Raw genomic sequence first — 25,604 nt, 5'->3', positions numbered from 1 at the left:
GGTCGAACCGATACCCGGAGGCTCCGAGACGATGCAGAAAGCAAAAGAGGACGTTCCGGTCGTCATGCGGACGGAGACGGCCACCGTCCAGCAACAGACGGACTTCGGTGCGGCGACCGACTACGGAGAACTGGCTGCAGAGCGCATCAGGTTCGAGGCGGGAACCGACCTGACGCCGCTCCTGGAAGGACTCCCCGACGACACGTGCCAGTGCCCACACTGGGGATACGTGCTCGACGGGTCGATCAACCTCCGGTACAGCGACGGGACCGAGGAGGTCGACGAGACGGGTGACCTCTTCTACTGGCCGCCGGGACACACGCTCTGGGTCGACGAGGAGACGGAGTTCCTCCTGTTCAGTCCACAGGACGACCACAGAGCCGTCTTCGAGCACATGGCGGACAGGATGGAGGAGTTGGAGGGGTAGCGTCCGAACCACCGGTCCCGGTACGGCCGGTGACTCTCGGTGGCGTCCGAGCGCAGGGACGACGGCCGACCAGCCAGATGAGCGAAGAGTCACCGAACCGTTCGGACGCCGCTACCGCTCGCTCCGTTGCTCGACCTCGTTCAACGAGATAAAACCTACCATACTACCTACCCACGCTGTTACGCTCCTGCCGACCACCCCTCAAACTACTTCCGTCTGCATACGCGATGTATGCGTATGAGCACGTCGATCCGGGTCTCCGACGAGACGAAAGAGAAGTTGGCGAGGCTGAAGCGTGGAGACGAGAGTTGGGACGAGTTCCTGGACCGCTTGGCGAACGAGGAGTCGGGGATGACAGCAGGGGCGTGGAAAGGGACTGACAAAGCCGAGAAAGCGCGTGAGGCGATCGAACGGTCCCGTGAGAGCTACGAGCAGTGACGTTCCTCGATTCGTCGGTCATCATCGACTACCTCGACGGGGTCGAAGAGATCGTCGAGTTCGTCGACGACCAATCGCAGTTGGCCACCTCCAGCATCTGTGTCTACGAGGTGCTCGCGGGTGACGTGTTCTCGGCAGGTGAGACCGACCTCGTCGAGGCGCGTAGACACTTCGGGCGAGTCGTTCCCCTTGCCTTCTCCGAGGACGTCGCGTTCGAGGCTGCCCGGATGCAGGATCACCTGCTCGAATCCGGTGTCCCGATGTCGCCGCGTGACCTCATGATTGCAGCGACGGCTCGGTCTGAACGGAAAGAACTGGTCGTCTCCGACGACGACTTCGATACAGAGGGGCTTCGTGAACTGCTCGCTGTCCGGCGGTTCGGTCCGTACTGACCGCGGGATTCGACGGGTCTCACGTTCCGATCCTCTCGCCCCCCGTCGAACCTCGACGAGGGCTCCTGTCGTCGTTTCGTTCTGGGGGTCGCTCGAAACCTTTCTCGTCGTTCCCGGCCCCCTGTCAGGCACCCGTCGCGAAGGAACTGCGATTTCTCTCACCTATCGAGGAACACGAGCACAGCCAGCGGGAGAACACCCAACCAATCAGCGGCCGACAGAGCGGGTGAAGCGTTCGAAATCGACTACCGCTCGCTCCGCTGCTCGATCTTGTTCAGCGACGCAAGATCTAACGTACCATGCTGTGGCCGAGTCGAATCTCTACCCTCAGCCTCTGATTTCGGTCTAAAGAGACCGGTCCTGTTGCCAGTTCGAATCACCGTTCTGAATCCAAACCGCACCCATCCCGGAGTTTCGTGTTTGCTCCCGAACAATTATTTCGGTGGTCTCGGTATTCGCCCCATGACTGAAGCTAGCACGCGACGATGGCAGTCACTCGAACGGTGGAGTCCAACGATGTATCTACTTGCAGGAGGGCTGTTGGTCGGGTATGCCGCACTCAACGGACTCGCTGCGTTTTCGGATATTATCTTCGTACCGGTGGAGGACGTCGTCGGTCCCGCTGGTTTCGTCTTCGGATTCCTCGGGGCGCTCGGGTTGTCTCGGAGATTAGCTGAGAGGCGTTCGAAACTAGCGTGCGTCGGGATCATTTGCGTGAGCCTCGGGGCCGTCGGATTTTCGGTGATTCTACTCCAAGGTCTCGCCGTCGTCGTGGGGATGGCGTCGACGAGTGATCCCGGCGTGTCGCTCTTTCTCGTGACTGTCGGCATGGTCCCTGGCTATCTACTGCTGGGTGCCGCCTGCCTCCGTGCCACTGTCTACCCACGGATTGTCGGACTGCTCCTCGTCGTACCAGCCGTCGCATACACTACGATGCTGCTCGGGGCTATCCTCTTCGTGCAGTTCGGGCTGTCCTCGGAGAGTACCCTGGCGATGTCGGCCTTCGCTATCAGTAGTGCCCAAGCCGTCGCCCACGTGGGCCTCGGATACACGCTCCGAGCAACTGCATCCCCGGACGAACGGGAAGCGCCAGCGACTGGCGTCACCGTCGGTTGAAGACCGATGGTCGATTCGGATCTCCCATCGTCGTTGGGGGTAGGTACGGGAGCTGCTGGCCCGCACGCTGTCGAGGCGTTCGCCCTCCTCGGGAGCGAGACGCGGCTTTCGATTCTCTTGGCGCTGTGGGACGAGTACGACCCGCACACGAACGACAACACTGTCCCGTTCTCTCGAATATTCGAGCGCGTGGACCACGACGACCGCGGGAACGTTAGCTACCACCTCACGAAACTCAAAGGGCAGTTCGTCCAGCAGCACACCGAGCGTGGCGGATACGAACTTCGAGAAACTGGTCTGAAACTCGTCCGGGCCGTCATCGCGGGTGCGGGCGTGCAAGACGTCGAACTTCCACCAACCGAGATCGACCAGCTGTGTCCGTTCTGTGAATCCCCCACCGTAATCAGCTACCGCGACGGAGTTCTCTTTCACACCTGCACCGAGTGTGACGGCACCGGCCAAGCACAGACTGACACGGAAGGGTTCCTCAGTGCCGTTCCGTTCGACCCCGCTGGCCTGGCCGATCGGACCCCCGAGGAGATTCGCGCTGCGTCCACTGTTGCGGCACTTCGACAGGTGCAGAGCCTATTCGACGGTCTCTGTCCCGCCTGCTCGGGACCAGTCGAGAGCCGGTTGGAGTGCTGTCCGGACCACGACCCATCGGGCGACTGTGAACACTGTGGGAGGAGGTTCGCCGTCTGGGCACAGTTTCAGTGTCGAATCTGCAAGAACCACAGCACCACGTCACCGAAGAGCCTCGTGCTCTTCCACCCCGCGGTGATCTCCTTCTATGACGACCACGACGTCTCGACCCGAATACGGGCCGACGACTCCGAGAGCGTGCGACGAGTGTTCGGCCTGATGGACGATCACGAGATGGAACTCGCTTCTCGAGACCCGCCCCGGGTCGTCGTCCGAGTCGTCCGTGAGGAGACGGTCTGCCTGACGTTTGATGAGACAGCAGACGTCGTCGACGTCTACCGTTGAACCGGAGCGGTACGTCTCTCGGCCAGTTCCACTGACCACGCATCGCGTGGCGACGACATGTCAGGAAAACTATTGAAATGCAGTACAAATGAGATTTATTGTGGCTCCGGTCCACTGCTGCTCCGTCGATCACCGACCGATCGACCGTGAGTGACCGCCGATGATACGAACGACGACCCCGACTCTTGGACCGACGCCGGACGAACCACCGACCGAACGAATCGACCGTCTTCGGGAGGTGCCGTGTCCATGAGCGTGCGTGAGCAAGCGGTCGGACAGTTCGAACGCTGGAGTCCGACTGCGTTCGTCGTCGGCGGAGTCGGAATCCTCGGTACCACCGTGGTTGGGTCACTGGACGTCGCAGGAGTCGTATCGACCCCGGAGTGGGTCATGGTACCCCTTCTGTTCGGACTCTGGTTCGTGTTCGTCGGGCTGACCGGCCTGTACGACACCATCGCCGAGCGGTCCCCACGGTTAGCGCGTGGCGGATTCTGGACCAGCGCCATTGCGTGGATCGCTTGGACCGCGACGATGCTCGCGGCGGGCGTCGTCGACGTCACGTCCGAACGGACGTTCGCGGAGCCTGGTAGTTGGGCACCGCCGCTGTTGGCCGGGGCGTTCGTTCTGGCACTACTGAGCTTTCTCGCCTACGGCATCGCCAGTACGAGGTCAGCGGTCCCATCACGAACGTTCGGCATCTTGTTGTTGATACCAGTTGCGGGATTTCTGGGTCTGGCAGTGTTGCTACTCTCGAAAATCGTAACTGGTGAAGTCGTCGCAGTGCTCCAGTTGGCCCTTGGAGGCATCACCGCCGTCGTTCTCGTCGCGGTCGGTTATCTCCACTGGAGAGATTCCAAGCAGGTCACCGGCCCGGAGTCACGAGCAAAGCCGACGGGGTGAATCTATCACCCCGCCGTGTGGAGATTCCCAGACCGTTCGTCGAGAGACGTGCATCCGTGCGTTTGGACATCGGTCACTCCCCCAGTAGACTCCTCAGAGACCCCGTCAGGGACACACAGTGGTGAGATATGTCTTCGCTCATCGACCGACGAAAGTGAGCACAGCTAGCGAAAGAGGGTTCGGCCATCCGGAGGACGGTAGAGCGGCTGAAACGCCAGGATTCGACTACCGCTCGCTCCGCTGCTCGATCTTGTTCAACTCGATGAGCAGTCGGAAGATGGCCTTGACCATGTTGGCGTCCACCTCGAACCGTTCGGCGTTCTCGCCGGCGCGTGCCATCACGGCTGCCTCCTGGCTCTCGTCGGTCGTCGCCAGACCGTGCTCGCGTTTCACCTGTGCGATGGAGTCGGCGACGTAGGTTCGCTGGGCGATGAGTTCGACGATTTCGCGGTCGATACTCTGTATCTCCTCGCGGAGTTCGTCGAGGTTCGTCTCCTCGGTCCGGTCGGGTCCGGTCGATACGTTCGAATCGTCGGTGTCGTCTGGTGTCATCCTTGTCTGCCTCCGTCCGTCTTCGTCGTCGTCAGCCACGTCTCGCCCGCCCGTGCTGCCCACCGGTCGGCGACCGTCTCGACCCCCGTCTCGTCACCGACGGCGACGACGCTCGGTCCGGTCCCGGACAGCGAGACGCCCGTCACGTCGCTCATGGCGGTGACGAGCGGGTCGGTCGGGAACTCCAGTGCGGCACAGAACGCCAACCCGTTGACCGTCATCGCGCGGCCGTACTGCCCGCCCAGCGCGAGGTCGGCGGCGAGGTCGGCCATCGGCGCGACCGCCCGACAGCGCTCGACGTCCGCGTCCGCGGAGAACGCCTGTTCGGGGGGTGTCCAGACGGCGACCTCCCACACCGGGGTGTCGCGGTGGAGGACGGTGTCCTGTTCGTTGTCGGTGACGGTGAGTCCGCCGAGCATCGAGGCGCTGGCGTCGTCGAACGCGCCGGTCACCGTGACGCCTGCGTCTCGGGCGGCCTGCACGCCGAGCAGGCAGGCGTCGACGCGGGAGATGGCGTCGGCAGTGGCTCCCTCGTCGGTCGGGTCGTCGGTGACCCGAACCCCGAGTGCGTCGAACGTCGCCAGAACGGTCGCGTTCGCGGCCGCACTCGAACTCTTCAGGCCGGCGGCCATCGGTATCTCGCTCTCGGTTCGGACGTGCGCGGCGTCGAGCGACACGTCGGCGGCCGCCGCGACGAGTTCGACACACCGTTCGACGAGGCGAGTGTCGGCGTCGGGGACGCCCGCTACCTCGCCCGTGATGGCTCCGGTGACACCGTCTCCGACACCCGCGTCGCTGCCGGTGGCGGCGCGTTCGGCGGTGTCGCCACCCGTCGAGACGTCCAGTTCGACGGTGGCGGTGGTGTCGGCGTCGATGGCGAACGCCGACCCGACACCGGTGGCGAGGGCGTTCAGGATGGTGCCAGCGGCGGGGGCGCTCGCTCGTCCTCTCGGCATCACCCACCCCTTCTCGCGGGAGGACTTACCGCTGGTGGTCCGGGCGACGTTGGCGGGAGGCGCGGGAGGGTGTCAGTGCGAGAAGGAACCGGTGGGGGAGACAGTCGATGGGCAGGGCGGTCCGGGCCGCCGACGGGCAGCTCCGGCGTCGGTCGAACGAACGCGCCGCTTTTCCCACTCGACGGCCAAGCCCCGCGTATGACTCTGCGCAACGACATCGCTCCGGACAGCCTCTCCGTCTCGCTCCAGCCGGAGGGTGTCGAAGTCGAGTACCACGACGGTCGGTCGGTGTTCTACCACGGAGTCCCACAGCGAGCGACCGGGCCGGTGACCGCAGCGCCGGGCAAGGACGTCCACGTCCTCGTCACGGACCCGACCGAGACGGAGGGTGTCGTCGTCTACGTCAACGACCGGAAGACGAGCGACGAGATTTTAGAGGACTCCGGCGTCGGGCGGGTCGTCCTCGACGCCGGCGAGGAGACGTCGGTGTTCCCCGGCGTCGACGTGCGCGTCGAGTCCTACCGCGTCACCGTCGACGCTGACCCCGAGGCCGCCCGTGGCCGAGTGTTCGTCTTCGCCGAGGACGAACTCGGCGAGCAGTCCTGGGAACTCGTCGCCGAGGAGTGACGCTCGGACCAGAGTCCCCCGTCGCCCACCTGCTCCGGACACCCGCGGTCGACAGTCTGTCGCGGTGGACGGTCGTCGGCGGTTTTCTCGCTGCCGACCGTCGTCGTCGACGTGGACGCGTATCGTCGGCTTCGTCGTCACACGCACGAACTGCTCACGCCCGACAGCGGCCCGGCCAGCAGGTGGGTCGACCGCGCCATCTCGGCGCTCGTCGTGCTGAACGTCCTCGTGCTCGGCGCGTCGACCAACGACGCTACCGAGGGCGACGGGACCTACGGCAGGACCGCTGACCGAGCGTCCACGCCGAAACAGCTACCGGGAGACGCCCGCCTCCAACCCCCTCACTGGATGTAGGTCGGTTCCGTGGCGTCACAGCGCTCTTCGTGGCGCTCGGCGTCGTCCTCGTCGTCGAACATCAGTCCACAGTCCTCACAGGTGTACCACGTCGTCTCGTCACGTTCGTCTAGTGTTACCATGTCAGAAGGTCGACGGTGGGTAGGCAAATGCGTTACTCCGGCGGAGGGATAAAGTCAGCCGGGGCGAAACGAAGGGTATGACACGTGGCGTGGACCTCGCGGTCCAGGGTGCGGAGAAACGCGACGCGGGTCGCGGAATCGCACGGCTCTCCAACGCGACGATGCAGACGCTCGGCGTGCTGAGCGGCGACACTATCGTCGTCGAGGGGGCCAGAGACACCGTGGCGAAGGTGTGGCCGGGCGGCGAGGACGGGGTGCTGAAGATAGACGCCGGGACACGACAGAACGCGTCGGTGAAGATCGGCGACACCGTCACCGTCCGCGAACAGGACGTCGACGAGGCCGACAGCGTGATGGTGTCGCTCCCGAACACGCCGGAGGTCACCAACGCCGACCTCGCGGACTACGTCAAACGGACGCTCCTCCAGCGACCCATCCAGATCGGTGACACCGTCGCACTCAACGACTCCGGCACCGAGGCGCGCGTCGAGTCGACGAGTCCGGAGACGACCGTACAGGTCGTCGACGACACCCGCGTGACCGTCCAGACCGGCAGTCGACAGCTGAAGAGCTCTCAGGGGTCGTCTGGAGGCCGACGCGGCGACAGCGGCCGGAGCGGCGGCCGTCAGAGCGGGTCGTCGACCGGGGGGTCCGAGTCCGTCGAGGAGGCGCTCGGTGGGCAGGGAGCACGCCCGACCACCGGCGGGCCGAAGACCGACGTCGCCTACGAGGACATCGGTGGCCTGGACGAGGAACTCGAACTCATCCGCGAGATGGTCGAACTCCCGCTGTCGGAACCGGACCTGTTCCGACGACTCGGCGTCGACCCACCGCGTGGCGTCCTGCTCCACGGCCCACCGGGGACCGGGAAGACGCTCATCGCCAAGGCGGTCGCCAACGAGGTGTCGGCGAACTTCTTCACCATCTCCGGGCCGGAGGTCGTCTCGAAGTACAAGGGTGACTCCGAGGAGAAGATCCGCGAGAAGTTCGCGGAGGCCAGACAGAACTCCCCGGCCATCCTGTTCATCGACGAAATCGACTCCATCGCCGGTGAACGCGACGACGACGCCGACATGGAGAACCGCGTCGTCGCCCAACTGCTGACGGAACTCGACGGCATGAGCGGCCGCGAGGAGGTCATCGTCATCGGGGCGACCAACCGGGTAGACTCCATCGACCCCGCACTGCGTCGTGGCGGTCGGTTCGACCGCGAGATCGAAATCGGAGTCCCGAACGAGGAGGGCCGCCGCGAGATTCTGGACGTCCACACGCTCGGGATGCCCATCGACGACGACGTGGACCTCGACCGCCTCGCCGAACGGACCCACGGCTTCGTCGGCGCCGACATCCGGACGCTCTCGACGGAGGCGGCGATGTCCGCCCTGCGACGCTACCGCCACGAACGCGAGTCGGACCCCGATACGCCGCTCACCGTCAGCCGTTCGGACTTCGAGGCGGCGATGGCCGCCGTCGACCCGAGCGCGATGCGCGAGTACGTCGTCGAGACGACCAACACCACCTTCGAGGACGTGGGCGGTCTCGACGAGGCGAAAGCCACCCTCAGGGAGTCGGTCATCTGGCCGCTCTCCTACGAGAACCTCTTCGAGGCGACGAACACCAACCCGCCGACGGGCATCCTGCTGTACGGCCCGCCGGGGACCGGGAAGACGCTCCTCGCTCGGGCCATCGCGGGCGAGAGCGGCGTCAACTTCATCCACGTCGCCGGGCCGGAACTCATCGACAAGTACGTCGGCGAGAGCGAGAAGGCCGTCCGCGAGGTGTTCGACCGCGCCCGACAGACCGCCCCGACCATCGTCTTCTTCGACGAGGTGGACGCCATCGCGGCCGCCCGCGGCGGTGAACAGGACGTGACCGAACGGGTCGTCTCCCAACTGCTGACCGAACTCGACGGGCTCGCCTCGAACCCGAACCTGGTCGTGCTGGCGGCGACCAACCGTTACGAGGCCATCGACCCCGCGCTCCTCAGGCCGGGTCGCTTCGAGTCACACGTCGAGGTGCCGTTGCCCGACGAGGAGGCCCGCCGCCTCATCCTCTCGGTCCACACCGAGGGGAAACCGCTCGACGAGGACATCGACATCGACGAACTCGCCGCCGAGACCGAGGGCTACTCCGGTGCGGACCTCGAAGCGCTCGTCCGACAGGCGTCGCTGTTCGCCATCCGGGCGATGGCGACCGACGTCGGCCCCGAGGCGGCCAACGAACGCGCCGACGAGATTCGCATCGGCCGCGAGCACTTCGAGGACGCCCGCTCGAAGGTCGAACCACCGGGCAGCGGTCGGTAGGTCGGGGGGTCGTCGTGGTCTCCGGACGGCCGCCGGGAACCCGAACCCCTCACGGTCGCTCCGGGAGGGTCAGTGGCCGGATGCCGTCGCTCCGCCGGCGACTGGCGAGACGCTCCGGGTCCGACACGCTGCGTGAGAACACGAACCACGTTTTACCTAACTGAAAGCTTATGCCGGGCTCACGAATCGTGGAACGTGCGCCCCCGCTGACCTTTCTCCCTCCCTCGCCCCGGCCGCCGTCACTCCGGCCGGGTCGTCGTTCGTTTCGGCGCGTCGGCCTATCGGTCCTCGTCGTCGACGTCGGGACTCGGTACGTTGCCCACGGCGACGACCAACAGGAGGGTCAGCCACGCGACGAACACCAACCCACCGACGTCACCGGCCGAGACGTACCTGCCCGCCGTCTCCAGCAACGAGTGCTGAGCGACGACCGCAGTACCTGACAGCGAGACGATGAGGGTGACGCCGACGACCGTTCTGACCCGGCTACCGCTTGAGAAGTCCATGACTCGTTACCACAGCCCAGACAGATATAACTTCGTGTCATTCTCTAATATGAGAACAAAGAGAGAAGTGACACGGGCCGGTCGACGCTCGACGGCGGCTGGTCCCCGGAACCTGCAGGGACGGGTTGTTCACTCGACGTCACGAAGCGGTCCGAGTCGGCTAATCAGTCCCAGAAGGACTTGGTCCGTGCGTATCGGCGCTCCTGCTGGAGGATGTCGCGATAGAAGTCGTCCTCGTCCTCTCGGAGTTTGGCGATGATACGCGCGGCGTTGTGCGCCCCGACGCCACGGGCCGCGAGCGCCACGACGGCCTGCTTGCCGTGACTCTGGACGAGGTTGGCCGAGCGGTAGGCACGCTCGGTCCGTTTTCGCTGCTCGTCGTCCTTGTCGCCGCTCCTGACCGCGTCTATCACCTCGTCGGCCCACGGGTTGAGCGCCGCCACGCGCGTCGACCCACACAGCGGACACTCCGGTTGGTCGGGGACGCGTCCGACCTGCTGGCGACGCTCCCAGTCCTGACAGTGCAGACAGAACAGCAACACGCGGTCCTCCTGGATGCGCTCTCTGACCGTCTCGATGACGCTCGCGTCGGCGTTCTCCGGGCTCAGGAGTTCCTGGCCCGACGAGCGCCCGCCCATCCCGACGGGCGTGCGCTCGGTGACCGTCTCGACCGAGAGCGCCCCCGACTGTACCCGCCGGAGCACGTCGGCCGCGCCGTCGACGTCGAGGTCCTCGTGGAGTATCTCTCGGACCGCCTCGTCGTACATCGGGGTGTCGCGGAGCGCTTCGAGCAGGCGCGACCGGCCGAACTGGCGCGACCCGCTCCCCTGCCAGCGCTTGAGCGACCCGAACTTCGCGGCGACCTGCGCGAGTTTGAACTTCAGCGCGTCGGCGTTCTTCAGCGAGAGTTCGATGAGACTCGCCACGTGGTCGGGGTCGGTCTCGCGCAACAGCGTGAGCACGTCGGTCGCGCTCGTTCCACCGGGCACCTCCAGTTCGATACGGTAGGGGTCTATCTCCATCCCGACCGACGACCCGGTCTGCTGGCCGAGCAGCGCCGACAGGAGTCGGCCGAGCGTCTCGTTGACCTTGTGGCCGAAACAGGCGTTGAGGACGATCTCGCGGCCGTAGGACTCGACCACCAGGCGGTCGCTCGCGGGCATCGCCTGCGTGTGGCGTTCGAGTTGTTCGAGCGCCTCGCTCGCGGTGTGGTCGTCGGTCGGGTAGCCCTCGACGACCCACCGCGCGACGGTCGGGCGGTCCTCGCCGACCTCGAACCGCTGGCGAGCGTCGTATCGCAGGTCACCCACGTCCTGTGCGACGTCGTAGGGGACGGGAATCTCTTGGCCCACCCACGAGGGCACCTCGCCGCCGGGGTCCTCGACGGGCGTCACCTTCACCGCCTCCTCTTCGTCGTCGACTTCGGTGATGCGCCACATCTCCCCGCGCTGGATGAACACCTCGCCGGGTTGCGCGAAGTTGACGACGAACCGTTCGTCGAGCGTGCCGACCTGCCGCCCCGAGGCCATGTCCTCGACGGCGTACGTCGCCTCGTCGGGGATCATCGAGAGGTTGGCGTAGAAGTACTGCCAGGTCCCGCCCGACTTCTCCAGTCGATCTTCCTCCTCCGCTATCCACAGAATCCGATTCGAGGAGAGTTCGCGACACACCTCGCGGAACTGCTCGCGGGTGACCTCCCGGAACGGGTAGGCCCGCGTGACGATGTCGTAGGCCCGCATCGCCCCGATATCCCCGAAGTCCATCACGAGACCCACGATTTGGTTGGCGACGGTGTCGAGACTGCCGTGGTGGATGTTCGCCGGTTCGACCTGCCCGCGTTCGGCGCGGCGACAGATGGCCAGCGACTCGAAGGTGTCGTCGGGCATCGTCGCAACGACGGTTCCCCGAGACACCACGTCCCGGCGGTGGCCCGCCCGGCCGACGCGCTGGAGGAGTCGTGAGACCTCCCGAGGCGACTGGTACTGGACGACGTGGTCGATGCGACCCACGTCGATACCGAGTTCCATCGAGGAGGTACAGAGCAGCGCGTCGAGACTGCCGGCTTTGAACCGGTCTTCGACGTCGATGCGGGCCTCCTTCGACAGCGATCCGTGGTGGATGCCGATGTTCGTCTCCAGCTTCTTGAACCGCGAGCCGAGCGCTTCGGCGGTCTGACGGGTGTTGACGAACACGAGCGTCGAGTCGTTGGCCTCGACGATATCCCGAATCGCACGGACGTGACTCGCCACGTCCGGTTTCGTCATCAGCGTCCCGCCGAGGCGTTCGTCCTCCTCCGTAACCTCGGGGGTCAGCACGCGAAGGTCGAGTTTACTCCCCGCCTCGACTTCGACGATGGAACAGCCACGGTCGCCCGTGAGGAACTTCCCCACCTCCTCGGGGTCACCGACCGTCGCCGACAGACCGATACACTGGAACTCGTCGGCGAGTTCGCGCAGGCGTTCGAGGCCGATAGCCATCTGCGCCCCGCGCTTCGAGGCCGCGAGTTCGTGGACCTCGTCGACGACGACGTGGTCCACGTCCGAGAGCGCCCGTCGCAGTTTCTTCCCGGTCAGCATCGCCTGTAACGTCTCGGGGGTCGTCACCAGCACGTCCGGTGGGTCGTCGGCCTGCTTCCCCCGCTGGTACTGCGTGGTGTCGCCGTGGCGGACGTCCACGTCCAGTTGCAACTCCTCGGCCCACCAGTCCAGCCGTTCGCGCATGTCGCGGTTCAGCGCCCGCAGCGGCGTGACGTAGAGCGCCGAGATGCCGAACGGCGTCCCCTCCGAGTCGCGCTTGCTGGCGATGGCGTCGAAGACGGGGAGCATCGCCGTCTCCGTCTTCCCCGTCCCCGTCGGCGCGATGACGAGGCCGTGGTCGCCGCTCGCCAGCGTCGGTATCGCGCGGCGCTGTGGCTCGGTGGGCGTCTCGAACCCGCGTGTCGACAACGCCGACCGAACGCGCTCGCCGAGATGGGCGAACGCGTCCATCCCTGCCCGTGGCTCGCTCACTGTCTCACGTTGGGGGCGAATCGGTAAGAGGCCGTCGCCTGCCACCGTTCTATGCCGTTTCACGCGTATCGTGTCACCGGAACGCACTTGTCTCGGACCCTGGAACTCGGTGCGTGAACGCAGCGACGGTCTACTGGCTCGGGTGGTTCGGGTTCGGCCTCGGGAACCTCCTCCGGGGCGTCGGCGAACTCCGGGTGGAGGGCGTCGGCTGGCTCGGCGTCTCGTTCACCGTCGTCGGCGTGGTGGGGTGTGCACTGGCCGTCGCGGGTCACCGGAGCGACGGCCCCCACGGCCAGCCGTCGGACCACGGCATCCGCTCGTACGGCATGCTCTGTTGCGGTGTCGCACTCCTCGTGCTCGGCGGCTTCGAACTCGCCGGCACGTTCTGAGTCCGGTCCCCTCGCCGTCTCACCCCCCGCTTCCGACGTCCTCTGCCAGCGCCACCTTGTCGACCTTCTGCGTCGCCGTCCGTGGGAACGACTCGCGGAAGACGACGCGCCGTGGCTTCTGGTAGCCGGCGAGGTCGACCTCTCGCTCCCAGTAGTCGAGGACGTCTTCCTCGGTCAGTCCCGCCTCGCCGGGGACGATGGCCGCGGTGACGGCCTCACCCCACCGCTCGTGGTCGGTGCCGAACACCGCGACGGCCGCGACACCGGGCATCGCCTGGAGCGCCTCCTCGACGGCCGTCGGTGCGACCTTCTCACCGCCCGTGAGGACGATGTCGTCGACCCGGTCGACGTAGTACAGGAGGCCCTCGTCGTCCCGTCGGACGACGTCCCCGGTGTGAAGCCACCGTCGTCCGTCGTGCTCGGTGAACGCCTCCTCGGTCCGCTCGGGTACGTTCCAGTAGCCCGGTGTGATGACGTCGCCCTTCAACAGCAGTTCGCCCTGCTCGCCCGTCGGGACGTCATCGCCGGTGGTGAAGTCGACGACGCGGGCACGGACGCTGTCCATCGGGTAGCCGAGCAGTGCCGGCTTCCGTTCGGTGGACTCGTCGAACGTGACGCTGACGCCCGTGTTCTCGGTCTGACCGTAGTAGTCGAGGAGCGCCGCGCAGTCGAACGCCTCCTCGAAGGCGTCGAGTGTCGCCACCGTCGCGGGCGCGCCGCCGTAGAACACCCGTTCGAGCGAGGACGTGTCGCGCTCGACGGCCTCGGGCGTGTTGACGGCGTCGACCATCATCGTCGGGATGAGGCCCGTCAGCGTCGCACCGGTCTCCTCGACCAGTTCGGCCCACCTCGCGGCGTCCCACGCGTCGAGGATGGCGAACTCGGCTCCGACCGCGAGGATGGGGAGCATCACGCCGTAGAGCCCGCCGACGTGGAACATCGGCACCGCGGCGACGGCGACGTCGTCTTCGGTGTAGTCGAACGTGGTGATGCCACACTGGACGTTCGCGGTGACGTTCCGGTGGGTCTGGACGACGCCCTTCGGCCGCCCCGTCGTTCCCGAGGTGTACATGACGACCGCAGGCTCCTCGTCGAGGCGGGTGACGGGGTCGGAAGCCGGTACCGACTCGGCGTCAGGGAACGCGCGCTCGTCGAACACGCCGCCGGAGACGGCGGTCACCGTCGAGTCGGCGTCCAGCGCGTCGACCGCGTCGTGAATCGCCGCCGTCCGGTCGGCGAACGCGTCGGCCGTGACGAGCGCCGACGGGTCGAGGTCGGTGAGCGTGTAGGTCAACTCGTCGGTCCCGAACCGGGCGTTCAGCGGCGCGGCGACACGGCCCGCCCGCCAGATTCCGAGCACGACCGACGCGTAGGCCGCACAGTCCGGCAGAAAGACGGCGATACGAGCGTCGTCGGCCATCCCCTGTGAGTCGACCCACGCCGCGACTCGCTGCGCTCGCCGGTCGATGTCCCGGTAGGTGACGTCCTCGCCGTGCGGACGGCGGACCGCGACGGCGTCGGGGACTCGACCCGCGCTGTAGCGAACGTAGTGGTAGACGTTCATGATGATTCGTGCCAACGTGTCACAGGCGTGGTAAAAGTCCTTGCGGCGAAACCACACGTGACCGCTGGGACGCGTGTCGGACCGACCGACCGATTCAGACCCGTTGGTAGGGGCCGAGTCGCGTCCCGTCGAGCAGGTACGCCTCCGCCTCGGGCATCCCCTCGGGCAGGAACGGTGCGAGGAAACCCTGTCCGGCGTTGGTCCACGTCCCACCCAGTCGGTCGTTGAACGCCGGACAGACGACGAGTTCGCCGGTGACCGTCGGTGGGTCGCCGGTCCCGTCGCCGTCGTCCGTCGTCGTCGAGAACCGCTCGACGAACGGGTCCGGTACGAGCGGTCCACGGAGCCACACTCGTTCGGCACGCGCACCTCCCACCTCGTCTTCGAGACGAATCGTCGGGTGTTCGTGGCCCATGCAGACGACGTCGGCGCTCGCCACCCCGCTGGCGGGCCACGTGTGCCCGTGGACGAACCCGACGTCCCCGAGTCGAGTGCCGCTGGTCGGAGTCACGTCGATGGCGTTGGCACGCTCGCTCTCGCTCGCCCACGCCTCGACGTCACCGTCGTGGTTCCCCTTCACGACGGTCACGGGGACCCGCTCGCTGACCGCACCGAGCAGCGTCGTCAACTCACGGCGCTCCTCGCGGGAGGGCGTCCCGATGGCGTTGGCGAGGTCACCGAGGAAGACGACGCGGTCCACCGCAGTCGAGTCGAGCAGGCCCAGCAGGTGCTGGCGACGGTCACCCGCCGCGGAGCGCAGTTCGACGCCGTCGTAGCGCAGGGCTACCTCCAGGCCGGCGTGGTAGTCCGCAACCACGAGCGTGCGCTCGCCGTCGCAGTCGGCGACGGCGGCCGGTTCGCCCGGCACCGGTTCGAGCACGTTCAGATGGGTTTGAGTCGCCCGTCCTCCGGTTCGTAACACTGCCCGCTCATCAGCGCATCCTGGATGGCGTCGGCCACCGTGTCCTCGTCCGCACCGGTCCGGTCGCCGACGCGTGTGACCAGTTCGTCTCGGGGTGCACCGTCGCCGTCGTCGAGCGCCTTCATCTCCTCCAGCAGGGCCGTCTCGAGGTCGACGTCCGCATCGGCTTCGGCGTCGCTCGCCGTGTCCGTGTCGGCGGGCGACTCACTCTCCACCGCGGCGGGCGACTCGCTCTCCGACCCGGCGTCCGAGTCGGTAGCCGCGTCGGTCCCGTCGTCGACGGCCGACTCGTCCGTCTCGGTCGGCTCGAATGCCGGTTCGTCGTCGACCGTCTCGTCGCCGCCCGTCGGTTCGAACGACGGTTCGTCCGGGTCGGTGGTGGCGTCGGTCGCATCCGTCGTCGTCTCGGCCGCCGACTCGACGGCATCCTCCGACTCTCGCTCGGGTGTCTCGATGTCGGCCTCGCCCGCCGGTGGGACCTCGCTACCGGTCGAGAAGTCGGTCCCGAACTCCGCTTCGACCTCCTCGCGCGTCTCTTCGTCCATCTCGTACGCGCCGGGGTCGGCCTCCGCCTCGGCGTCGTCGGTCTCGTCCTCGCTGGTGTCGAACGCGGGTTCGTCGGAGACGCCGTTGCCGGCCGTCTCCTCGAACGCCGGCTCCTCGTCGGCGCTCATGTCGGTGCGCTCCGCCGCCGTCTGCTCCGCGCCGTCGGTCTCGGCGACCGGTTCTCCCGACGGCTCGTCGCCCACGTCGACACCTTCCTCGACGGGTGTCTCGGCGGGCTCTTCGACGGCGTCGCCCGTCGCGTCCGCGCCCTCGCTGGCGGCGGCCGGGTCCGGCGTCTCGCCTTCGGGTGCCGTCCCCTCGTCGGCGACGTCGCTCGCCGTGTCGACGACACCCGCCGCCCCGGCCGCGACGTCGACGTCGGCGGGCAGCACGGGGCTGAACGAGACGTCGCCACCCTCGCCCGGCGAGCGGTCGAGGTCGCCGACCGCGTCCACCTCGTCGGCGACGAGTCGGACGGCGTCGAGCGCCACCTCCTGCAACGCGGCGAGGTACGCCGTCGTCGTGCCGTACTGCTCGATGGCGATGGGGATACCGGCGGCGAGGCTGGCGTCGACGCCCGCCTCGCGCAGTGCCTGGGTCAGCGCGTCGCCCGTCAGCCCCGTATCGAGCGCGGCGGCGAAGACGCCGATGCGTTCGAGCGTGCGCTCGGCGGCGGTCACGGTCCAGCGGTCGCGCGTCGGGGCGTCCACCTCGCTGACCGACTCGGGACGGACGCTCGTGTAGACCAGGTCGGAGTCCTCGGGCTGGAACGTCCGGGCCTTCCCGGTGACGGCGACGAACGACGGGGTCGAGGCCGTATCGAGGAAACTCATCGCTTCCGGCTGGTACTGGCCGGCGTAGACGACGAACGCGCCCGTCGGGTCGACGACACGAGCGCGGAGGATGCTGTCGCCGGCCTGTGCGACCTCGGTCAACACGCCGGTGGCGAACAGGCGGTTGACCCGTGCACCGGTCGGCGTGACGACGTAGTTCGGCGCACGCTCCTCGTCGGACTCGGAGTAAGAGTAGCTGGCGTCCTCGAACTCGGCGGCGAACAGGCGGTGGGCGACCTCCCGGTTGCCCGGCGTCGAACCACTCATTCGCTCACCTCCGCGAGCAGCGTGGTCGCACGGTCGGCGGCCGACTCCTCGACACGGTCGAACTCCTCGGCGTCGAGGTTCGCGCCGTACTCGTCGACCGAGAGCGACCCACGGACGCGGTACTCCAACCCGACGATGTCGTCGGCGATGGACTCCGCGACCACCTCCTTGTCCATCGCGTCACGGGCGTGGTCCAGCGCGTCGTCCAGCGTGCCGTCGTAGACGCGCTCGGTCGACTCGCGGTCGAGGACCACGGTGACGGTGCCCGTCCCGTCGTCGAGGATCGCCTTCGTCCGCAGGTCGTCGACCCCCTCGACCTCGCCGTGCGAGCGACACTGGCCGTTCTGGATGACGCGGTTGCACTCCGGACAGCGCTGGATGAGTCCGGAGCCGTCGCGCACGTCGAGGAGGCTCCCGACGAGTTCGACGTCGAACGCGCCGCCGCCTCGGACCGCCTCGCCGATGCCGAGTTTGCGAGCCGTCGCGCTCTCTTCGACCTCGCGGTCGAGTTCGGTGACGACGGTGAACTCCGAACAGTTGACCGAGGGAACGCCCCGGAACTCCCGGACGTAGACGTCCTCGAAGCGCAGTGACGCCCCCTCCTCGATTTCGGGGCGCGGGTTCCAGTCGGTGAACGGCAGCCGTGCGGACTCGTCGGCGACGACGCCCGAGAGGATGTCCGTCTCCCCGTCGCGGCCGTCGATGGTCCGCTCTTCGACCTCGACGACGGTCACCTCGATGTTCCGACCCCGGTCGCCCGGCGAGAGGTCGGCCAGCGAGCGGTCGCCACCGACCTCGTAGGGCACGTCCACCTCCTCGTCCAGCGTCTCGACGTCCGTCGAGTCGCCGAGGTTGAGTTCGGGACGGCCCTCCCACTCGCGGACGCCGGCGTTGCCCGCCCGGATGGTGTCGCCCTCGGCGAGGCCGAAGTCGTTCCACGCGGTGTAGGAGATGCGGCCGGTGTCGTCGGCTAGCTCCCCTTCGAAGATGGTGAAGTCGTCGCCCTGATACCGGATGGTGCGTTTCCCGACGGTCAGCACGCGGCCGGTGACGGTGACGCTCGCGTCGTCCGTCGACACCGCACCGACGTCCTTCGTCGAGGGGGCGCTGCCGCCGCCACCGCCGCCACCGCCGTACTTGCGGCGGAGGCTCTGAGTGGCCTCTTCGAGCGGCACGTCGTACTCGACGAGTTTCTGCAGGTCGTCGCGGACCTCCTCTTTGTCCACACCGAGGTCGGAGGCGAGCTCCTCGGCAGTCTGGTCGATGTCCATCGTCTCGGGGTTTGCGCAGGCTGGTAAAAAAGGGTTCGCGCCTGGAGTTCGGTACCCTCGTCGACTCCGCCGTCGAGAACGAGCGTTCGAAAGCCCCCGGCGCGACGACTCGGTGCGGCGGGCGCGCTCCTCGGTTCGCTCGCTCCGCTCGCTTACCTGCGGTGCTCGCCCGTCCGCGCCTGCCTCCTCGCACCGGCCCCTTTCAGTCCCACCCGTTGTTCACGGTAACGAGCGTTCGTCCGACACGAAACCGGTTAGTCGCCGCTGGTCGACGACTCGGCCATGCACGTCCACGTCAACGCTGCCGTCAGTGCGGACGGGAAACTCTCCACGCGGAACCGCGAGCAGGTCCGCATCTCCGGCGACGAGGACTTCGCCCGCGTCGACCGGGTCCGCGCCGAGAGCGACGCGGTCATGGTCGGGGTGGGCACCGTCCTCGCGGACGACCCCTCGCTGGTCCGGTTCGACCAGACCCACCGCGAGGCGCTGGAGATACCGGGCGTCCCGACGCGAGTCGTCGCCGACTCGCGGGCACGCACGCCGCCGGACGCGGAGGTGCTGGCGGGCGACGCGCCGACTACCGTCCTCGTCGGCGAAGCGGCCCCCGACGACCGCCTCGACGCGCTCCGCGATGCGGGGGCGAGTATCGTCGTCGCCGGCGAGGAGCGCGTCGACCTCCCGGCGGCGCTCGCCGAACTCGAAGCCGAACGTGTGCGTCGGCTGATGGTCGAGGGCGGTGGCGAACTCGTCTTCTCGCTGTTCGAAGACGGGTTGGTCGACGAACTGACGCTGTACGTCGGCGGTCTGGTTCTCGGCGGACGTGACGCGCCGACCATCGCCGACGGCGAGGGGTTCGTCGACCGCGAGACGTTCCCGAGGCTGGCCCTGGAGGGCGTCGAGCGGGTTGACGACGGTGTCGTCCTGAACTGGTCGGTCGAGTCGTCGCGGCCGCTCGGGGCGGGGTAGAACGGCACGTCGAAGAAGGACGGCCCTCAGTGGTCGTGACCGGTCGCCTCGCCGAACGTCATGCCGAAGCGCTCCTCGAAGAGGTCGAGCGTCGTCGACTCGACGGCTTCGAGTTCCGGGTCGGTCTCGCCGTGGCCGTGGTGGACGGCGGCGTGGACGCGCTGGGCGCAGGACATCAGCGCGAGGTCACCGACCACGTCGGCGGCGGATTCGCCCTCCTCGGCGAGCATGTCGAGGAGGCCCGTCGGGAGTTCCACTTCGTCCTCGCCGTCCGGCGTTGCTATCGTGACGAGCGTCGTCTCGGAGTTCGTCGACATGGCACGCTCTCGGTGAGCGAGACGTAAAGCCGTGTGCGTTCGAGACGGCCCGTGTACGGGAGAAGGCCTTTAGTCCAACTCGTGGTTGTAGACGGTGTGACCACGAATCAGCAGGTCTACGAAGACCGCCTCGCCCGGCAGATGGACGCCGGGGAGTTCGTCCTCGCGGTGGTGACGGCGACCAAACCCGACTTCTACAAACAGGCTCCGGTCGTCGCCGCCGCCCGCGAGCAGGGTGTCCCGTGTTTCGTCCTCCACACCGGCCAGCACTACGACGACGTGCTCGGCCACGGCCTCGTCGAGTACGACCTCGAAGACCACATCGCCGTCGACCTCGGCGTCCGTGGCAGTCTCAGTGAGAAGACCGCCTCGCTGATGACCGAAATCGAGGCGTTCACCGACCTCCTCGCGAGCGAGTACCCCGAGAAGACCGTCCTCCCACTCGTCCACGGCGACACGCTCGCGGCCGGTATCGTCCCCCAGGCGTGGCTGTTCGCGACCAACCAGATGGTCGCGCACAACGAGGCCGGACTCCGTTCGATGGCTCCCGACTTCACGACCCACGGCGACCCCGAGGCGTTCGTCCGCGAACAGTGGGACGGCGACTGGCACATCGAACGCTCCGAACCGTTCCCCGAGCAGTACGACACGTTCGTCGGCAGTGCCGCCGCGATGTACCACTTCGCACCGACCGACCTCAACCGCGACCACCTGCTGAACGAAGGCTACCCCGAATCCGTCGGCGGCGACGAGCGCATTCCGGTCGTCGGGAACAGCGTCGTCGACGCCATCGAGATGAAAGCTGACGCGGGCGGCGAGTCGGTGTTCGACGCATTCCCCGTGCTGGAAGAGCGCGACGACTGGATTCGCGTCGACATTCACCGCCGAGCGAACCTGCTGCCCGACCGCTTCCGGGCCATCGTCGACTGCGTCGTCCGCCTCGTCGAGGCGGACTACAACGTCAACTTCCTCGAACTCACCGCGACCCGTCGGGCGTTGGAGAACTACGGCCTGCGGGAGACGCTCCTTCGGCTCGACGACGACCGTGAGAACTTCCTGTTCACCGGTCTCTGGAAGCGCCACGCGCACGTCTACGAGTTCCTGCGCTCGGGCCAGTGTTTCGCGGAACTCACCGACTCCGGGAGTATGCAGGAGGAACTGAACCACATCGAGGAGGCCCACTGTCTCACCGCGCGGTTCAACACCGACCGCCCGGAGACGGTGTTCGAGGCCAACTCGAACCTGCTCGTCCCACCCGCCGACGGGGAGTCGATGTTCGACACCGTCGAGTACGTCTACGAGACGGACTCGGTCCGGAATCGACTCGGCTCCGGACCGGAACTGTACGGCGAGAACGTCGGTGAGCACATCGTCGAGTTCCTCGCCGAGAAACGCGACGAGCCGTTCGAGTGGGCACACGAACGCGCTGGCTTCTCGGGGCAGGCGAGTAGTTTCGACTACCTCTGAGTTCGCCGAGTTCCCCTCACGTCTCGAACGTCTCGCGGACGAACGCGTCGACGCGTTCGGTGGCGATGCCACGGACGCCGTGGACCTCCGGGTCGACCTGCTTCGACAGCCGTGTCCGTTCGTCGCCGAACACGTCGCCGACGACGGCGTCACCCTCCCCTGCACGTTTGCGCTCGACGAGGGAACGGACTGCCTCGTAGTCGTCGCCGAGTCGGTCACGCTCGGCCTCGACGAACGCCGGGAAGTCGAGCGTCGGAAACGCGTGGGTGTCCCGAACGTACTCGGCGTACAGCACTCCACGAATCACGTACAGGTTGCGTTTGACGGTCATGTCCGTCGTACCGGCTTCGTACCGGTCGTCGGCCTTCGGGAGGCGTTCGGTCGCCGCGTCGTCGTCCTCCTCTCCACCATCGAGCGGCCGGACGACCCACTCCTCGGCCGTCTCGTCGACGATTTCGTACTCCGGGTCGCCGTGGACCAGCAGGCGACGCTGGAGGTACTTGTGGTACTGGCGGGCCGCCATCGAGCGGTAGTGGTGGTAGACGCCGATGGGTCGGAACTGGTCGGCGACGGCCGCCTCCAGCCTCGTCAGCGCGTCGTGGTCGCGGTAGCGAAGCGGCGAGTGGAGGAACTCCAGCACTGTGGGGTTCGAACTGGCGAGTAGTTCGGCGAACCGCGTCACGTTCCAGCCACGGACTTCCACCTCGCCGCGTTCGTCGCGGACCGTCGAGACGGTGCCACCGAGCGTGACGTATTCCATCGGCTCCTGACGGAAGAGGAAGCCGACGTCGTAGTCACTCGACTCGCTGGCGAGGTTCCACGCCCGAGAGCCGATGTCGCGGGCGGCGAGCACCGTCAGGTCGTGGTGGGCGGCGACGTCGTCGAGGAGGCCGTCGAGTTCGGGGGGTTCGGAGGGCGTCATGGCTCCGAGTTTCGAGAGGGGGTACTTAGCCGGGGAGGATACCGTGTGACGCTGGCTCAGTCGTCGCTGCTCGCCTCGACGGCTTCCCTCCCCTCGGTTCCGGCCCGATCCAACTGTTCGAGGTAGTCGTCGGCGTCGAGGGCGGCTTTCACGCCCATCCCCCCCCGCCGTCGCGGCCTGCTGGTAGTGGTGGTCGACGACGTCGCCCGCGCCGAAGATGCCGGGGACGGCGGTGGCGGTCTGGCCGCCGTCGCGGCCGCCGTGCGTGTAGAGGTAGCCCTGCTCGTCGAGTTCGACCCCCGTGTCGGCGAGATACCCGGTGTTGGGGGTGTGGCCGATGGCGAGGAACACCGCGCCCACGTCGAAGTCGTACTGCCGCGTCCCGGGGTCGTCCAGGTTGTCGCTCGGGTGCCCCGACTCGTTCTCGACGAGCGTGACGTGGTCGACGCCCGCTGCCTGCGAGCCGTGGATTTCGAGGACTTCGGTGTTCCTGAGGATCTCGATGTCGCCCGCCTCGACCTTCTCCTGGACGCGGTCGATCCAGTAGTCCTCGGCGCGGAACTCCTCGCGGCGGTGGGCGACGTAGACGGTGTCGGCGAACTTCGTGAGGAACGTCGCCTCCTCCATGGCGGCGTCGCCACCGCCGACGACGAGCATGTCCTCGTCGCGGAAGAACGCGCCGTCACAGGTCGCACACGTCGAGACGCCGTAGCCCATCAGCAGGTCCTCGCCGGGGACGCCGAGGGTCCGGGCGCTGGCACCCGACGCGGCGATGAACGCGTCCGTGGTGTACTCGTCGCCGTTCTTCATCGTGACGTGGAACGGGCCCTCGTCGTCCTCGCGGCCGACGTCGACGACGATGCCGTGTTCGACGTCCGCACCGAACTGCTCGGCCTGGCCTTTCATGTTCTGGACGAGTTCGGGGCCGCTGATGCCGTCGGGGAACCCCGGATAGTTCGCCACGTCGGTGGTCAGCGTGAGTTGGCCGCCGGGTTCGTCGCCCTCGAACACGAGGGGGGCGTTGTTCGAGCGGCCGGCGTAGATGGCCGCCGAGAGGCCGGCGATGCCGGACCCGGCGATGATGAGCCGTCGATGGGTGGTCTCGGTCATTACCGGTGATACTGACGTTTCGGCTTTGTAGCTTGCGCACGAGTGCGAGCGTCGCGTCAGTCTGGGACCGTCGCCCCGACGACGGCCACCGCTCGGGGGGTGCCCGCAGCACAACGTTGAGGGGGGACCGCGACGCACGTCGACCGTGACTCCCGAGGACCTACGCGCGGCGATTCCGGCGTTCGACGACGGTATCTACTTCAACGCGGGGGCGTCCGGCCCCTCCCCCGAACCGGTGCTCGACGCGACCTGTGACGCCGTCCGGAGCCACGAGGTCGACGCGCCGACCGGTGCGGGCTGTTACCCCGTCGCGTTCGACGCGTTCGAGCGCTACCGTGAACGGTTCGCCGACTTCCTCGGCGCGGACCGAGCGGAACTCGCGCTCACTAGCTCGACCGCCGACGGTATCGCCCGTGTCGCCGCGAGCGTCGACTGGGAACCGGGCGACGTGGTCGTCCGGACCGACCTCGAACACCCGGCGGGCATCCTGCCGTGGTGGAACCTCCGCGAGCAGGGCGTGGAGGTGCGTGTCCTGGAGACCGAGGACGGCCGGGTCGACCGCGAGGCGTACGCCGAGGCCGTCGCGGACGCGCGTCTCGTCTGTTTCAACTCCATCACGTGGACCCACGGGACGCGCTGGCCCGTCGCGGACCTCGTGGAGGCGGCCCACGACCACGGCACCGAGGTGCTGGTCGACGCCGTCCAGTCGGTCGGACAGACCGACCTCGACTGTGGCGCGTGGGACGCCGAGTACGTCGTCGGCGCGTGTCACAAGTGGCTCCTCGGGCCGTGGGGGGCGGGGTTCCTCTTCGTCCGCGAGGACGTCGACACGTCGCCCGCACAGGTCGGCTACCGGAGCGTCACGGACGCGATGGACGAGACGCCCGAGCTGAAGCCGGGTGCGGCCCGCTTCGAGGTGGGGACCACGAACGTCGGCCCGTACGCGGGCGCGACCGCGGCCATGGACCTCCACGAGGAACTCGGGACGGAGACGGTCGAGGGCCGTATCACCGACCTGGCCGAGCGACTCGCTGCCGGACTCGACGACCGGGTCGTCGGCCCGGCGACGCCGGAGTCCGGACTGGTCGCGTTCTCGACGGGCGACGAGGACCCCGACGCGCTGGTCGAGCGCCTCGAAGCCGAAGGACTCTACGTCCGGTCGCTCCCCTCCGGCGCGGTCCGGGCGTCGGTCCACGCTTACAACACCGAGGGGGACGTCGACACGCTGCTGGACGCGCTGTAGTGTCGGGCACGTCGAGTCGGAGTCGTCTTTGCCCCGGCTGACGAGTCGAGGGCATGGCCGCGGACCTACAGGAGAAGACCGACCGGTACGAACGACTGCTGAGTGACGCGCTCGACGCGGCGTCCGTCGCGCCACAGGAAGGGACGCCGCTGTACGAGGCGGCGACGGAGTTCGAGGAGATGGCCGCGTCGTATCTGGAGGACGGGAGACACTTCCGCGAGAACGACGACTGGGTGAACGCGCTGGCGTCGTTCTCGTACGGGCACGCGTGGCTCGACGCTGGCGCTCGTCTCGGCGTGTTCGCGGTGCCCGAGGAGGGCCACCTGTTCACGGTCTGAGCGTGGCCTCGGCGCTCGTCGACGTGGAGAAACGGCCAGTCAGTCGTCGGTCCGGAGTTCGGCCTCCTCGGACGCACTCGGGGGCTGAATCGCCACCTCCGCGAGTATCTCGTTGGCCCGACGCAGTCGCTCGGAGAGCGCCTGGTGTGAGATGCCCAGGTCGTCGGCGATGGAGCCGAGGGTCGTGTCACGCGGGACCTTGAAGTAGCCGTTTTCGAGGGCGGCTTCGAGCGCCTCGCGCTGTTCGTCGGTCAGGTCGTACTCGCCGTGTTCGCCGCCGGTCCCGAGTTCGTAGATGCGCTCGATACGGAGATTGACGTCGTACTGCTCGAAGACGCTCGCGGCGATGGAGAGGGCGTTGCGTTTCGGGAACAGGACGCGGAACGACCATCCATCGCCGTCACCGGTCGCCCCCAGCATCGTCGCGTCTTCGAGGAGGACGGCCAGCGCGACGGAGACGGGGGTCTTCCACCCGACGGTGTAGAGCCACTTCCCGTCGATGTCGCCGAGTTCCTCGACGTCCGTAACGGTCGCGTCCTCCTTCAGCGCGGCGTCGGCGGCGTCGAGGTCGTCGGTCTCGACCCAGACGAGGTTCGAGAGCCCCGTCGTGTTGTGTGCGACCCCCTGGAGTACGTCGACCGTGAGGTCCGGACACTGTCCGAACGCCTCGTCGAGTGCGAACGATTCCGCTGGAAGACCGAGTTCTGCGATGGTTGTCATGTTTGTGTCGTCGTGGACTCCACTCTCTCGAGGCGGTGTCC

The 25,604-nt window shown here is 67.4% G+C and carries 26 protein-coding genes and 1 pseudogene; 14 read left to right on the top strand and 13 right to left on the bottom strand.

The genetic code is table 11. The annotated features are described in order from the left end of the window. Positions 1-31: 31 nt before the first annotated feature. The 6 genes from GQS65_RS05505 (at position 32) to GQS65_RS05480 (ending at position 4,260) form a co-directional block, all read left to right on the top strand. The gene (locus tag GQS65_RS05505; RefSeq protein ID WP_158203668.1) at positions 32-427 is read left to right on the top strand and encodes a cupin domain-containing protein; all 396 of its coding nucleotides are present in this window, start codon (positions 32-34) and stop codon (positions 425-427) included. A gap of 237 nt (positions 428-664) precedes the next feature. Next, entirely contained in the window at positions 665-865 is a 201-nt protein-coding gene (locus GQS65_RS05500) for a DUF7557 family protein (RefSeq protein WP_158203667.1), read from the top strand. Continuing rightward, a complete protein-coding gene (locus GQS65_RS05495; RefSeq protein WP_368279863.1) occupies positions 862-1,257 on the top strand; it encodes a type II toxin-antitoxin system VapC family toxin in 396 nt (131 codons plus the stop codon). Before GQS65_RS05500 ends, GQS65_RS05495 begins: the two co-directional genes overlap by 4 nt. Before the next feature lie 462 nt (positions 1,258-1,719). Further along, positions 1,720-2,373, top strand: a complete 654-nt coding sequence (locus GQS65_RS05490) for a hypothetical protein (protein ID WP_158203666.1) — start codon at positions 1,720-1,722, stop codon at positions 2,371-2,373. Positions 2,374-2,379: 6 nt separating this feature from the next. Further along, the gene (locus GQS65_RS05485) at positions 2,380-3,360 is read left to right on the top strand and encodes a DUF7351 domain-containing protein (RefSeq protein ID WP_158203665.1); all 981 of its coding nucleotides are present in this window, start codon (positions 2,380-2,382) and stop codon (positions 3,358-3,360) included. A gap of 249 nt (positions 3,361-3,609) precedes the next feature. Next, a complete protein-coding gene (locus GQS65_RS05480) occupies positions 3,610-4,260 on the top strand; it encodes a hypothetical protein (protein ID WP_158203664.1) in 651 nt (216 codons plus the stop codon). A gap of 225 nt (positions 4,261-4,485) precedes the next feature. On the opposite strand, the gene GQS65_RS05475 is transcribed toward GQS65_RS05480, so the two are convergent. After that, positions 4,486-4,812 carry a chorismate mutase gene (locus tag GQS65_RS05475; RefSeq protein ID WP_158203663.1) on the bottom strand — a complete coding sequence of 109 codons (327 nt, stop codon included), beginning with the start codon at positions 4,810-4,812 and terminating at the stop codon, positions 4,486-4,488. Further along, a complete protein-coding gene (locus GQS65_RS05470) occupies positions 4,809-5,768 on the bottom strand; it encodes a shikimate kinase (protein ID WP_158203662.1) in 960 nt (319 codons plus the stop codon). The genes GQS65_RS05475 and GQS65_RS05470 overlap by 4 nt, the downstream gene beginning before the upstream one ends. 198 nt (positions 5,769-5,966) lie before the next feature. Between GQS65_RS05470 and GQS65_RS05465 the strand changes: the two genes are divergently transcribed. Beyond that, on the top strand, positions 5,967-6,395 hold the full coding sequence (locus tag GQS65_RS05465; protein ID WP_158203661.1) for a DUF5796 family protein: 429 nt from the start codon (positions 5,967-5,969) through the stop codon (positions 6,393-6,395). A 111-nt stretch (positions 6,396-6,506) separates the two neighbouring features. Next, a complete protein-coding gene (locus tag GQS65_RS05460; RefSeq protein WP_158203660.1) occupies positions 6,507-6,749 on the top strand; it encodes a hypothetical protein in 243 nt (80 codons plus the stop codon). Here the strand turns inward: GQS65_RS05460 and GQS65_RS21840 are convergent. Beyond that, positions 6,737-6,871, bottom strand: coding sequence for a DUF7128 family protein (locus GQS65_RS21840; protein ID WP_267902883.1), 135 nt, complete (start codon positions 6,869-6,871; stop codon positions 6,737-6,739). The two genes, GQS65_RS05460 and GQS65_RS21840, sit on opposite strands and share 13 nt — an antisense overlap. Positions 6,872-6,948: 77 nt before the next feature. Here GQS65_RS21840 and GQS65_RS05455 point away from each other — a divergent pair, with 77 nt between their 5' ends. After that, on the top strand, positions 6,949-9,174 hold the full coding sequence (locus GQS65_RS05455; RefSeq protein WP_158203659.1) for an AAA family ATPase: 2,226 nt from the start codon (positions 6,949-6,951) through the stop codon (positions 9,172-9,174). Between the two features lie 278 nt (positions 9,175-9,452). On the opposite strand, the gene GQS65_RS05450 is transcribed toward GQS65_RS05455, so the two are convergent. Continuing rightward, positions 9,453-9,680 carry a hypothetical protein gene (locus GQS65_RS05450; protein ID WP_158203658.1) on the bottom strand — a complete coding sequence of 76 codons (228 nt, stop codon included), beginning with the start codon at positions 9,678-9,680 and terminating at the stop codon, positions 9,453-9,455. Between the two features lie 164 nt (positions 9,681-9,844). Further along, the gene (locus GQS65_RS05445) at positions 9,845-12,667 is read right to left on the bottom strand and encodes a DEAD/DEAH box helicase (protein WP_158203745.1); all 2,823 of its coding nucleotides are present in this window, start codon (positions 12,665-12,667) and stop codon (positions 9,845-9,847) included. 134 nt (positions 12,668-12,801) lie between these two features. Here GQS65_RS05445 and GQS65_RS05440 point away from each other — a divergent pair, with 134 nt between their 5' ends. Continuing rightward, a complete protein-coding gene (locus tag GQS65_RS05440; RefSeq protein ID WP_158203657.1) occupies positions 12,802-13,077 on the top strand; it encodes a hypothetical protein in 276 nt (91 codons plus the stop codon). Between the two features lie 19 nt (positions 13,078-13,096). On the opposite strand, the gene GQS65_RS05435 is transcribed toward GQS65_RS05440, so the two are convergent. From GQS65_RS05435 to GQS65_RS05420, 4 genes are all read right to left on the bottom strand, one after another. Further along, the gene (locus GQS65_RS05435) at positions 13,097-14,641 is read right to left on the bottom strand and encodes a class I adenylate-forming enzyme family protein (RefSeq protein ID WP_158203656.1); all 1,545 of its coding nucleotides are present in this window, start codon (positions 14,639-14,641) and stop codon (positions 13,097-13,099) included. 94 nt (positions 14,642-14,735) lie between these two features. Continuing rightward, positions 14,736-15,509 (bottom strand): metallophosphoesterase, encoded by a 774-nt coding sequence (locus GQS65_RS05430; RefSeq protein WP_368279861.1) that lies wholly within the window; start codon positions 15,507-15,509, stop codon positions 14,736-14,738. Positions 15,510-15,523: 14 nt separating this feature from the next. Next, complete coding sequence (locus GQS65_RS05425) at positions 15,524-17,209, bottom strand: hypothetical protein (RefSeq protein WP_158203655.1); 1,686 nt, start codon at positions 17,207-17,209, stop codon at positions 15,524-15,526. Continuing rightward, complete coding sequence (locus GQS65_RS05420; protein WP_158203654.1) at positions 17,206-18,480, bottom strand: Single-stranded DNA binding protein; 1,275 nt, start codon at positions 18,478-18,480, stop codon at positions 17,206-17,208. Before GQS65_RS05420 ends, GQS65_RS05425 begins: the two co-directional genes overlap by 4 nt. Positions 18,481-18,762: 282 nt before the next feature. Between GQS65_RS05420 and GQS65_RS05415 the strand changes: the two genes are divergently transcribed. Continuing rightward, positions 18,763-19,446 (top strand): 2,5-diamino-6-(ribosylamino)-4(3H)-pyrimidinone 5'-phosphate reductase, encoded by a 684-nt coding sequence (locus GQS65_RS05415; RefSeq protein WP_158203653.1) that lies wholly within the window; start codon positions 18,763-18,765, stop codon positions 19,444-19,446. Between the two features lie 26 nt (positions 19,447-19,472). Here GQS65_RS05415 and GQS65_RS05410 read toward each other — a convergent pair whose 3' ends face one another. Then, on the bottom strand, positions 19,473-19,763 hold the full coding sequence (locus GQS65_RS05410) for a DUF7545 family protein (RefSeq protein ID WP_158203652.1): 291 nt from the start codon (positions 19,761-19,763) through the stop codon (positions 19,473-19,475). Between the two features lie 141 nt (positions 19,764-19,904). On the opposite strand from GQS65_RS05410, the gene GQS65_RS05405 reads away from it, so the two are divergent. After that, complete coding sequence (locus GQS65_RS05405) at positions 19,905-21,230, top strand: UDP-N-acetyl glucosamine 2-epimerase (protein ID WP_158203743.1); 1,326 nt, start codon at positions 19,905-19,907, stop codon at positions 21,228-21,230. 16 nt (positions 21,231-21,246) lie between these two features. On the opposite strand, the gene GQS65_RS05400 is transcribed toward GQS65_RS05405, so the two are convergent. After that, a complete protein-coding gene (locus tag GQS65_RS05400; protein ID WP_158203651.1) occupies positions 21,247-22,152 on the bottom strand; it encodes a nucleotidyltransferase domain-containing protein in 906 nt (301 codons plus the stop codon). A 56-nt stretch (positions 22,153-22,208) separates the two neighbouring features. Beyond that, positions 22,209-23,262: pseudogene (locus GQS65_RS05395) on the bottom strand (NAD(P)/FAD-dependent oxidoreductase). A gap of 145 nt (positions 23,263-23,407) precedes the next feature. Between GQS65_RS05395 and GQS65_RS05390 the strand changes: the two are divergent. Beyond that, a complete protein-coding gene (locus tag GQS65_RS05390) occupies positions 23,408-24,505 on the top strand; it encodes an aminotransferase class V-fold PLP-dependent enzyme (RefSeq protein WP_368279859.1) in 1,098 nt (365 codons plus the stop codon). A gap of 53 nt (positions 24,506-24,558) precedes the next feature. Then, complete coding sequence (locus tag GQS65_RS05385; RefSeq protein ID WP_158203650.1) at positions 24,559-24,843, top strand: DUF357 domain-containing protein; 285 nt, start codon at positions 24,559-24,561, stop codon at positions 24,841-24,843. Between the two features lie 39 nt (positions 24,844-24,882). Here the strand turns inward: GQS65_RS05385 and GQS65_RS05380 are convergent, their stop codons facing one another. Then, the gene (locus tag GQS65_RS05380; RefSeq protein ID WP_158203649.1) at positions 24,883-25,563 is read right to left on the bottom strand and encodes a helix-turn-helix domain-containing protein; all 681 of its coding nucleotides are present in this window, start codon (positions 25,561-25,563) and stop codon (positions 24,883-24,885) included. Between the last annotated feature and the right edge of the window lie 41 nt (positions 25,564-25,604).

The sequence above is a fragment of the Halomarina oriensis genome, assembly GCF_009791395.1.
In the GTDB taxonomy this organism is placed as follows: domain Archaea; phylum Halobacteriota; class Halobacteria; order Halobacteriales; family Haloarculaceae; genus Halomarina; species Halomarina oriensis.
This window is presented reverse-complemented; position numbering and strand designations above follow the sequence as displayed.

Coding starts and splice junctions, on each gene's coding strand:
- GQS65_RS05475 (WP_158203663.1), bottom strand. CDS start 4,812: ATGACACCAGACGACACCGACGATTCGAACGTATCGACCGGACCCGAC.
- GQS65_RS05425 (WP_158203655.1), bottom strand. CDS start 17,209: ATGAGTGGTTCGACGCCGGGCAACCGGGAGGTCGCCCACCGCCTGTTC.
- GQS65_RS05480 (WP_158203664.1), top strand. CDS start 3,610: ATGAGCGTGCGTGAGCAAGCGGTCGGACAGTTCGAACGCTGGAGTCCG.
- GQS65_RS05410 (WP_158203652.1), bottom strand. CDS start 19,763: ATGTCGACGAACTCCGAGACGACGCTCGTCACGATAGCAACGCCGGAC.
- GQS65_RS05445 (WP_158203745.1), bottom strand. CDS start 12,667: ATGGACGCGTTCGCCCATCTCGGCGAGCGCGTTCGGTCGGCGTTGTCG.
- GQS65_RS05420 (WP_158203654.1), bottom strand. CDS start 18,480: ATGGACATCGACCAGACTGCCGAGGAGCTCGCCTCCGACCTCGGTGTG.
- GQS65_RS05400 (WP_158203651.1), bottom strand. CDS start 22,152: ATGACGCCCTCCGAACCCCCCGAACTCGACGGCCTCCTCGACGACGTC.
- GQS65_RS05435 (WP_158203656.1), bottom strand. CDS start 14,641: ATGAACGTCTACCACTACGTTCGCTACAGCGCGGGTCGAGTCCCCGAC.
- GQS65_RS21840 (WP_267902883.1), bottom strand. CDS start 6,871: ATGGTAACACTAGACGAACGTGACGAGACGACGTGGTACACCTGTGAG.
- GQS65_RS05450 (WP_158203658.1), bottom strand. CDS start 9,680: ATGGACTTCTCAAGCGGTAGCCGGGTCAGAACGGTCGTCGGCGTCACC.
- GQS65_RS05470 (WP_158203662.1), bottom strand. CDS start 5,768: ATGCCGAGAGGACGAGCGAGCGCCCCCGCCGCTGGCACCATCCTGAAC.
- GQS65_RS05415 (WP_158203653.1), top strand. CDS start 18,763: ATGCACGTCCACGTCAACGCTGCCGTCAGTGCGGACGGGAAACTCTCC.
- GQS65_RS05385 (WP_158203650.1), top strand. CDS start 24,559: ATGGCCGCGGACCTACAGGAGAAGACCGACCGGTACGAACGACTGCTG.
- GQS65_RS05505 (WP_158203668.1), top strand. CDS start 32: ATGCAGAAAGCAAAAGAGGACGTTCCGGTCGTCATGCGGACGGAGACG.
- GQS65_RS05465 (WP_158203661.1), top strand. CDS start 5,967: ATGACTCTGCGCAACGACATCGCTCCGGACAGCCTCTCCGTCTCGCTC.
- GQS65_RS05455 (WP_158203659.1), top strand. CDS start 6,949: ATGACACGTGGCGTGGACCTCGCGGTCCAGGGTGCGGAGAAACGCGAC.
- GQS65_RS05380 (WP_158203649.1), bottom strand. CDS start 25,563: ATGACAACCATCGCAGAACTCGGTCTTCCAGCGGAATCGTTCGCACTC.
- GQS65_RS05500 (WP_158203667.1), top strand. CDS start 665: ATGAGCACGTCGATCCGGGTCTCCGACGAGACGAAAGAGAAGTTGGCG.
- GQS65_RS05490 (WP_158203666.1), top strand. CDS start 1,720: ATGACTGAAGCTAGCACGCGACGATGGCAGTCACTCGAACGGTGGAGT.
- GQS65_RS05405 (WP_158203743.1), top strand. CDS start 19,905: ATGGACGCCGGGGAGTTCGTCCTCGCGGTGGTGACGGCGACCAAACCC.
- GQS65_RS05485 (WP_158203665.1), top strand. CDS start 2,380: ATGGTCGATTCGGATCTCCCATCGTCGTTGGGGGTAGGTACGGGAGCT.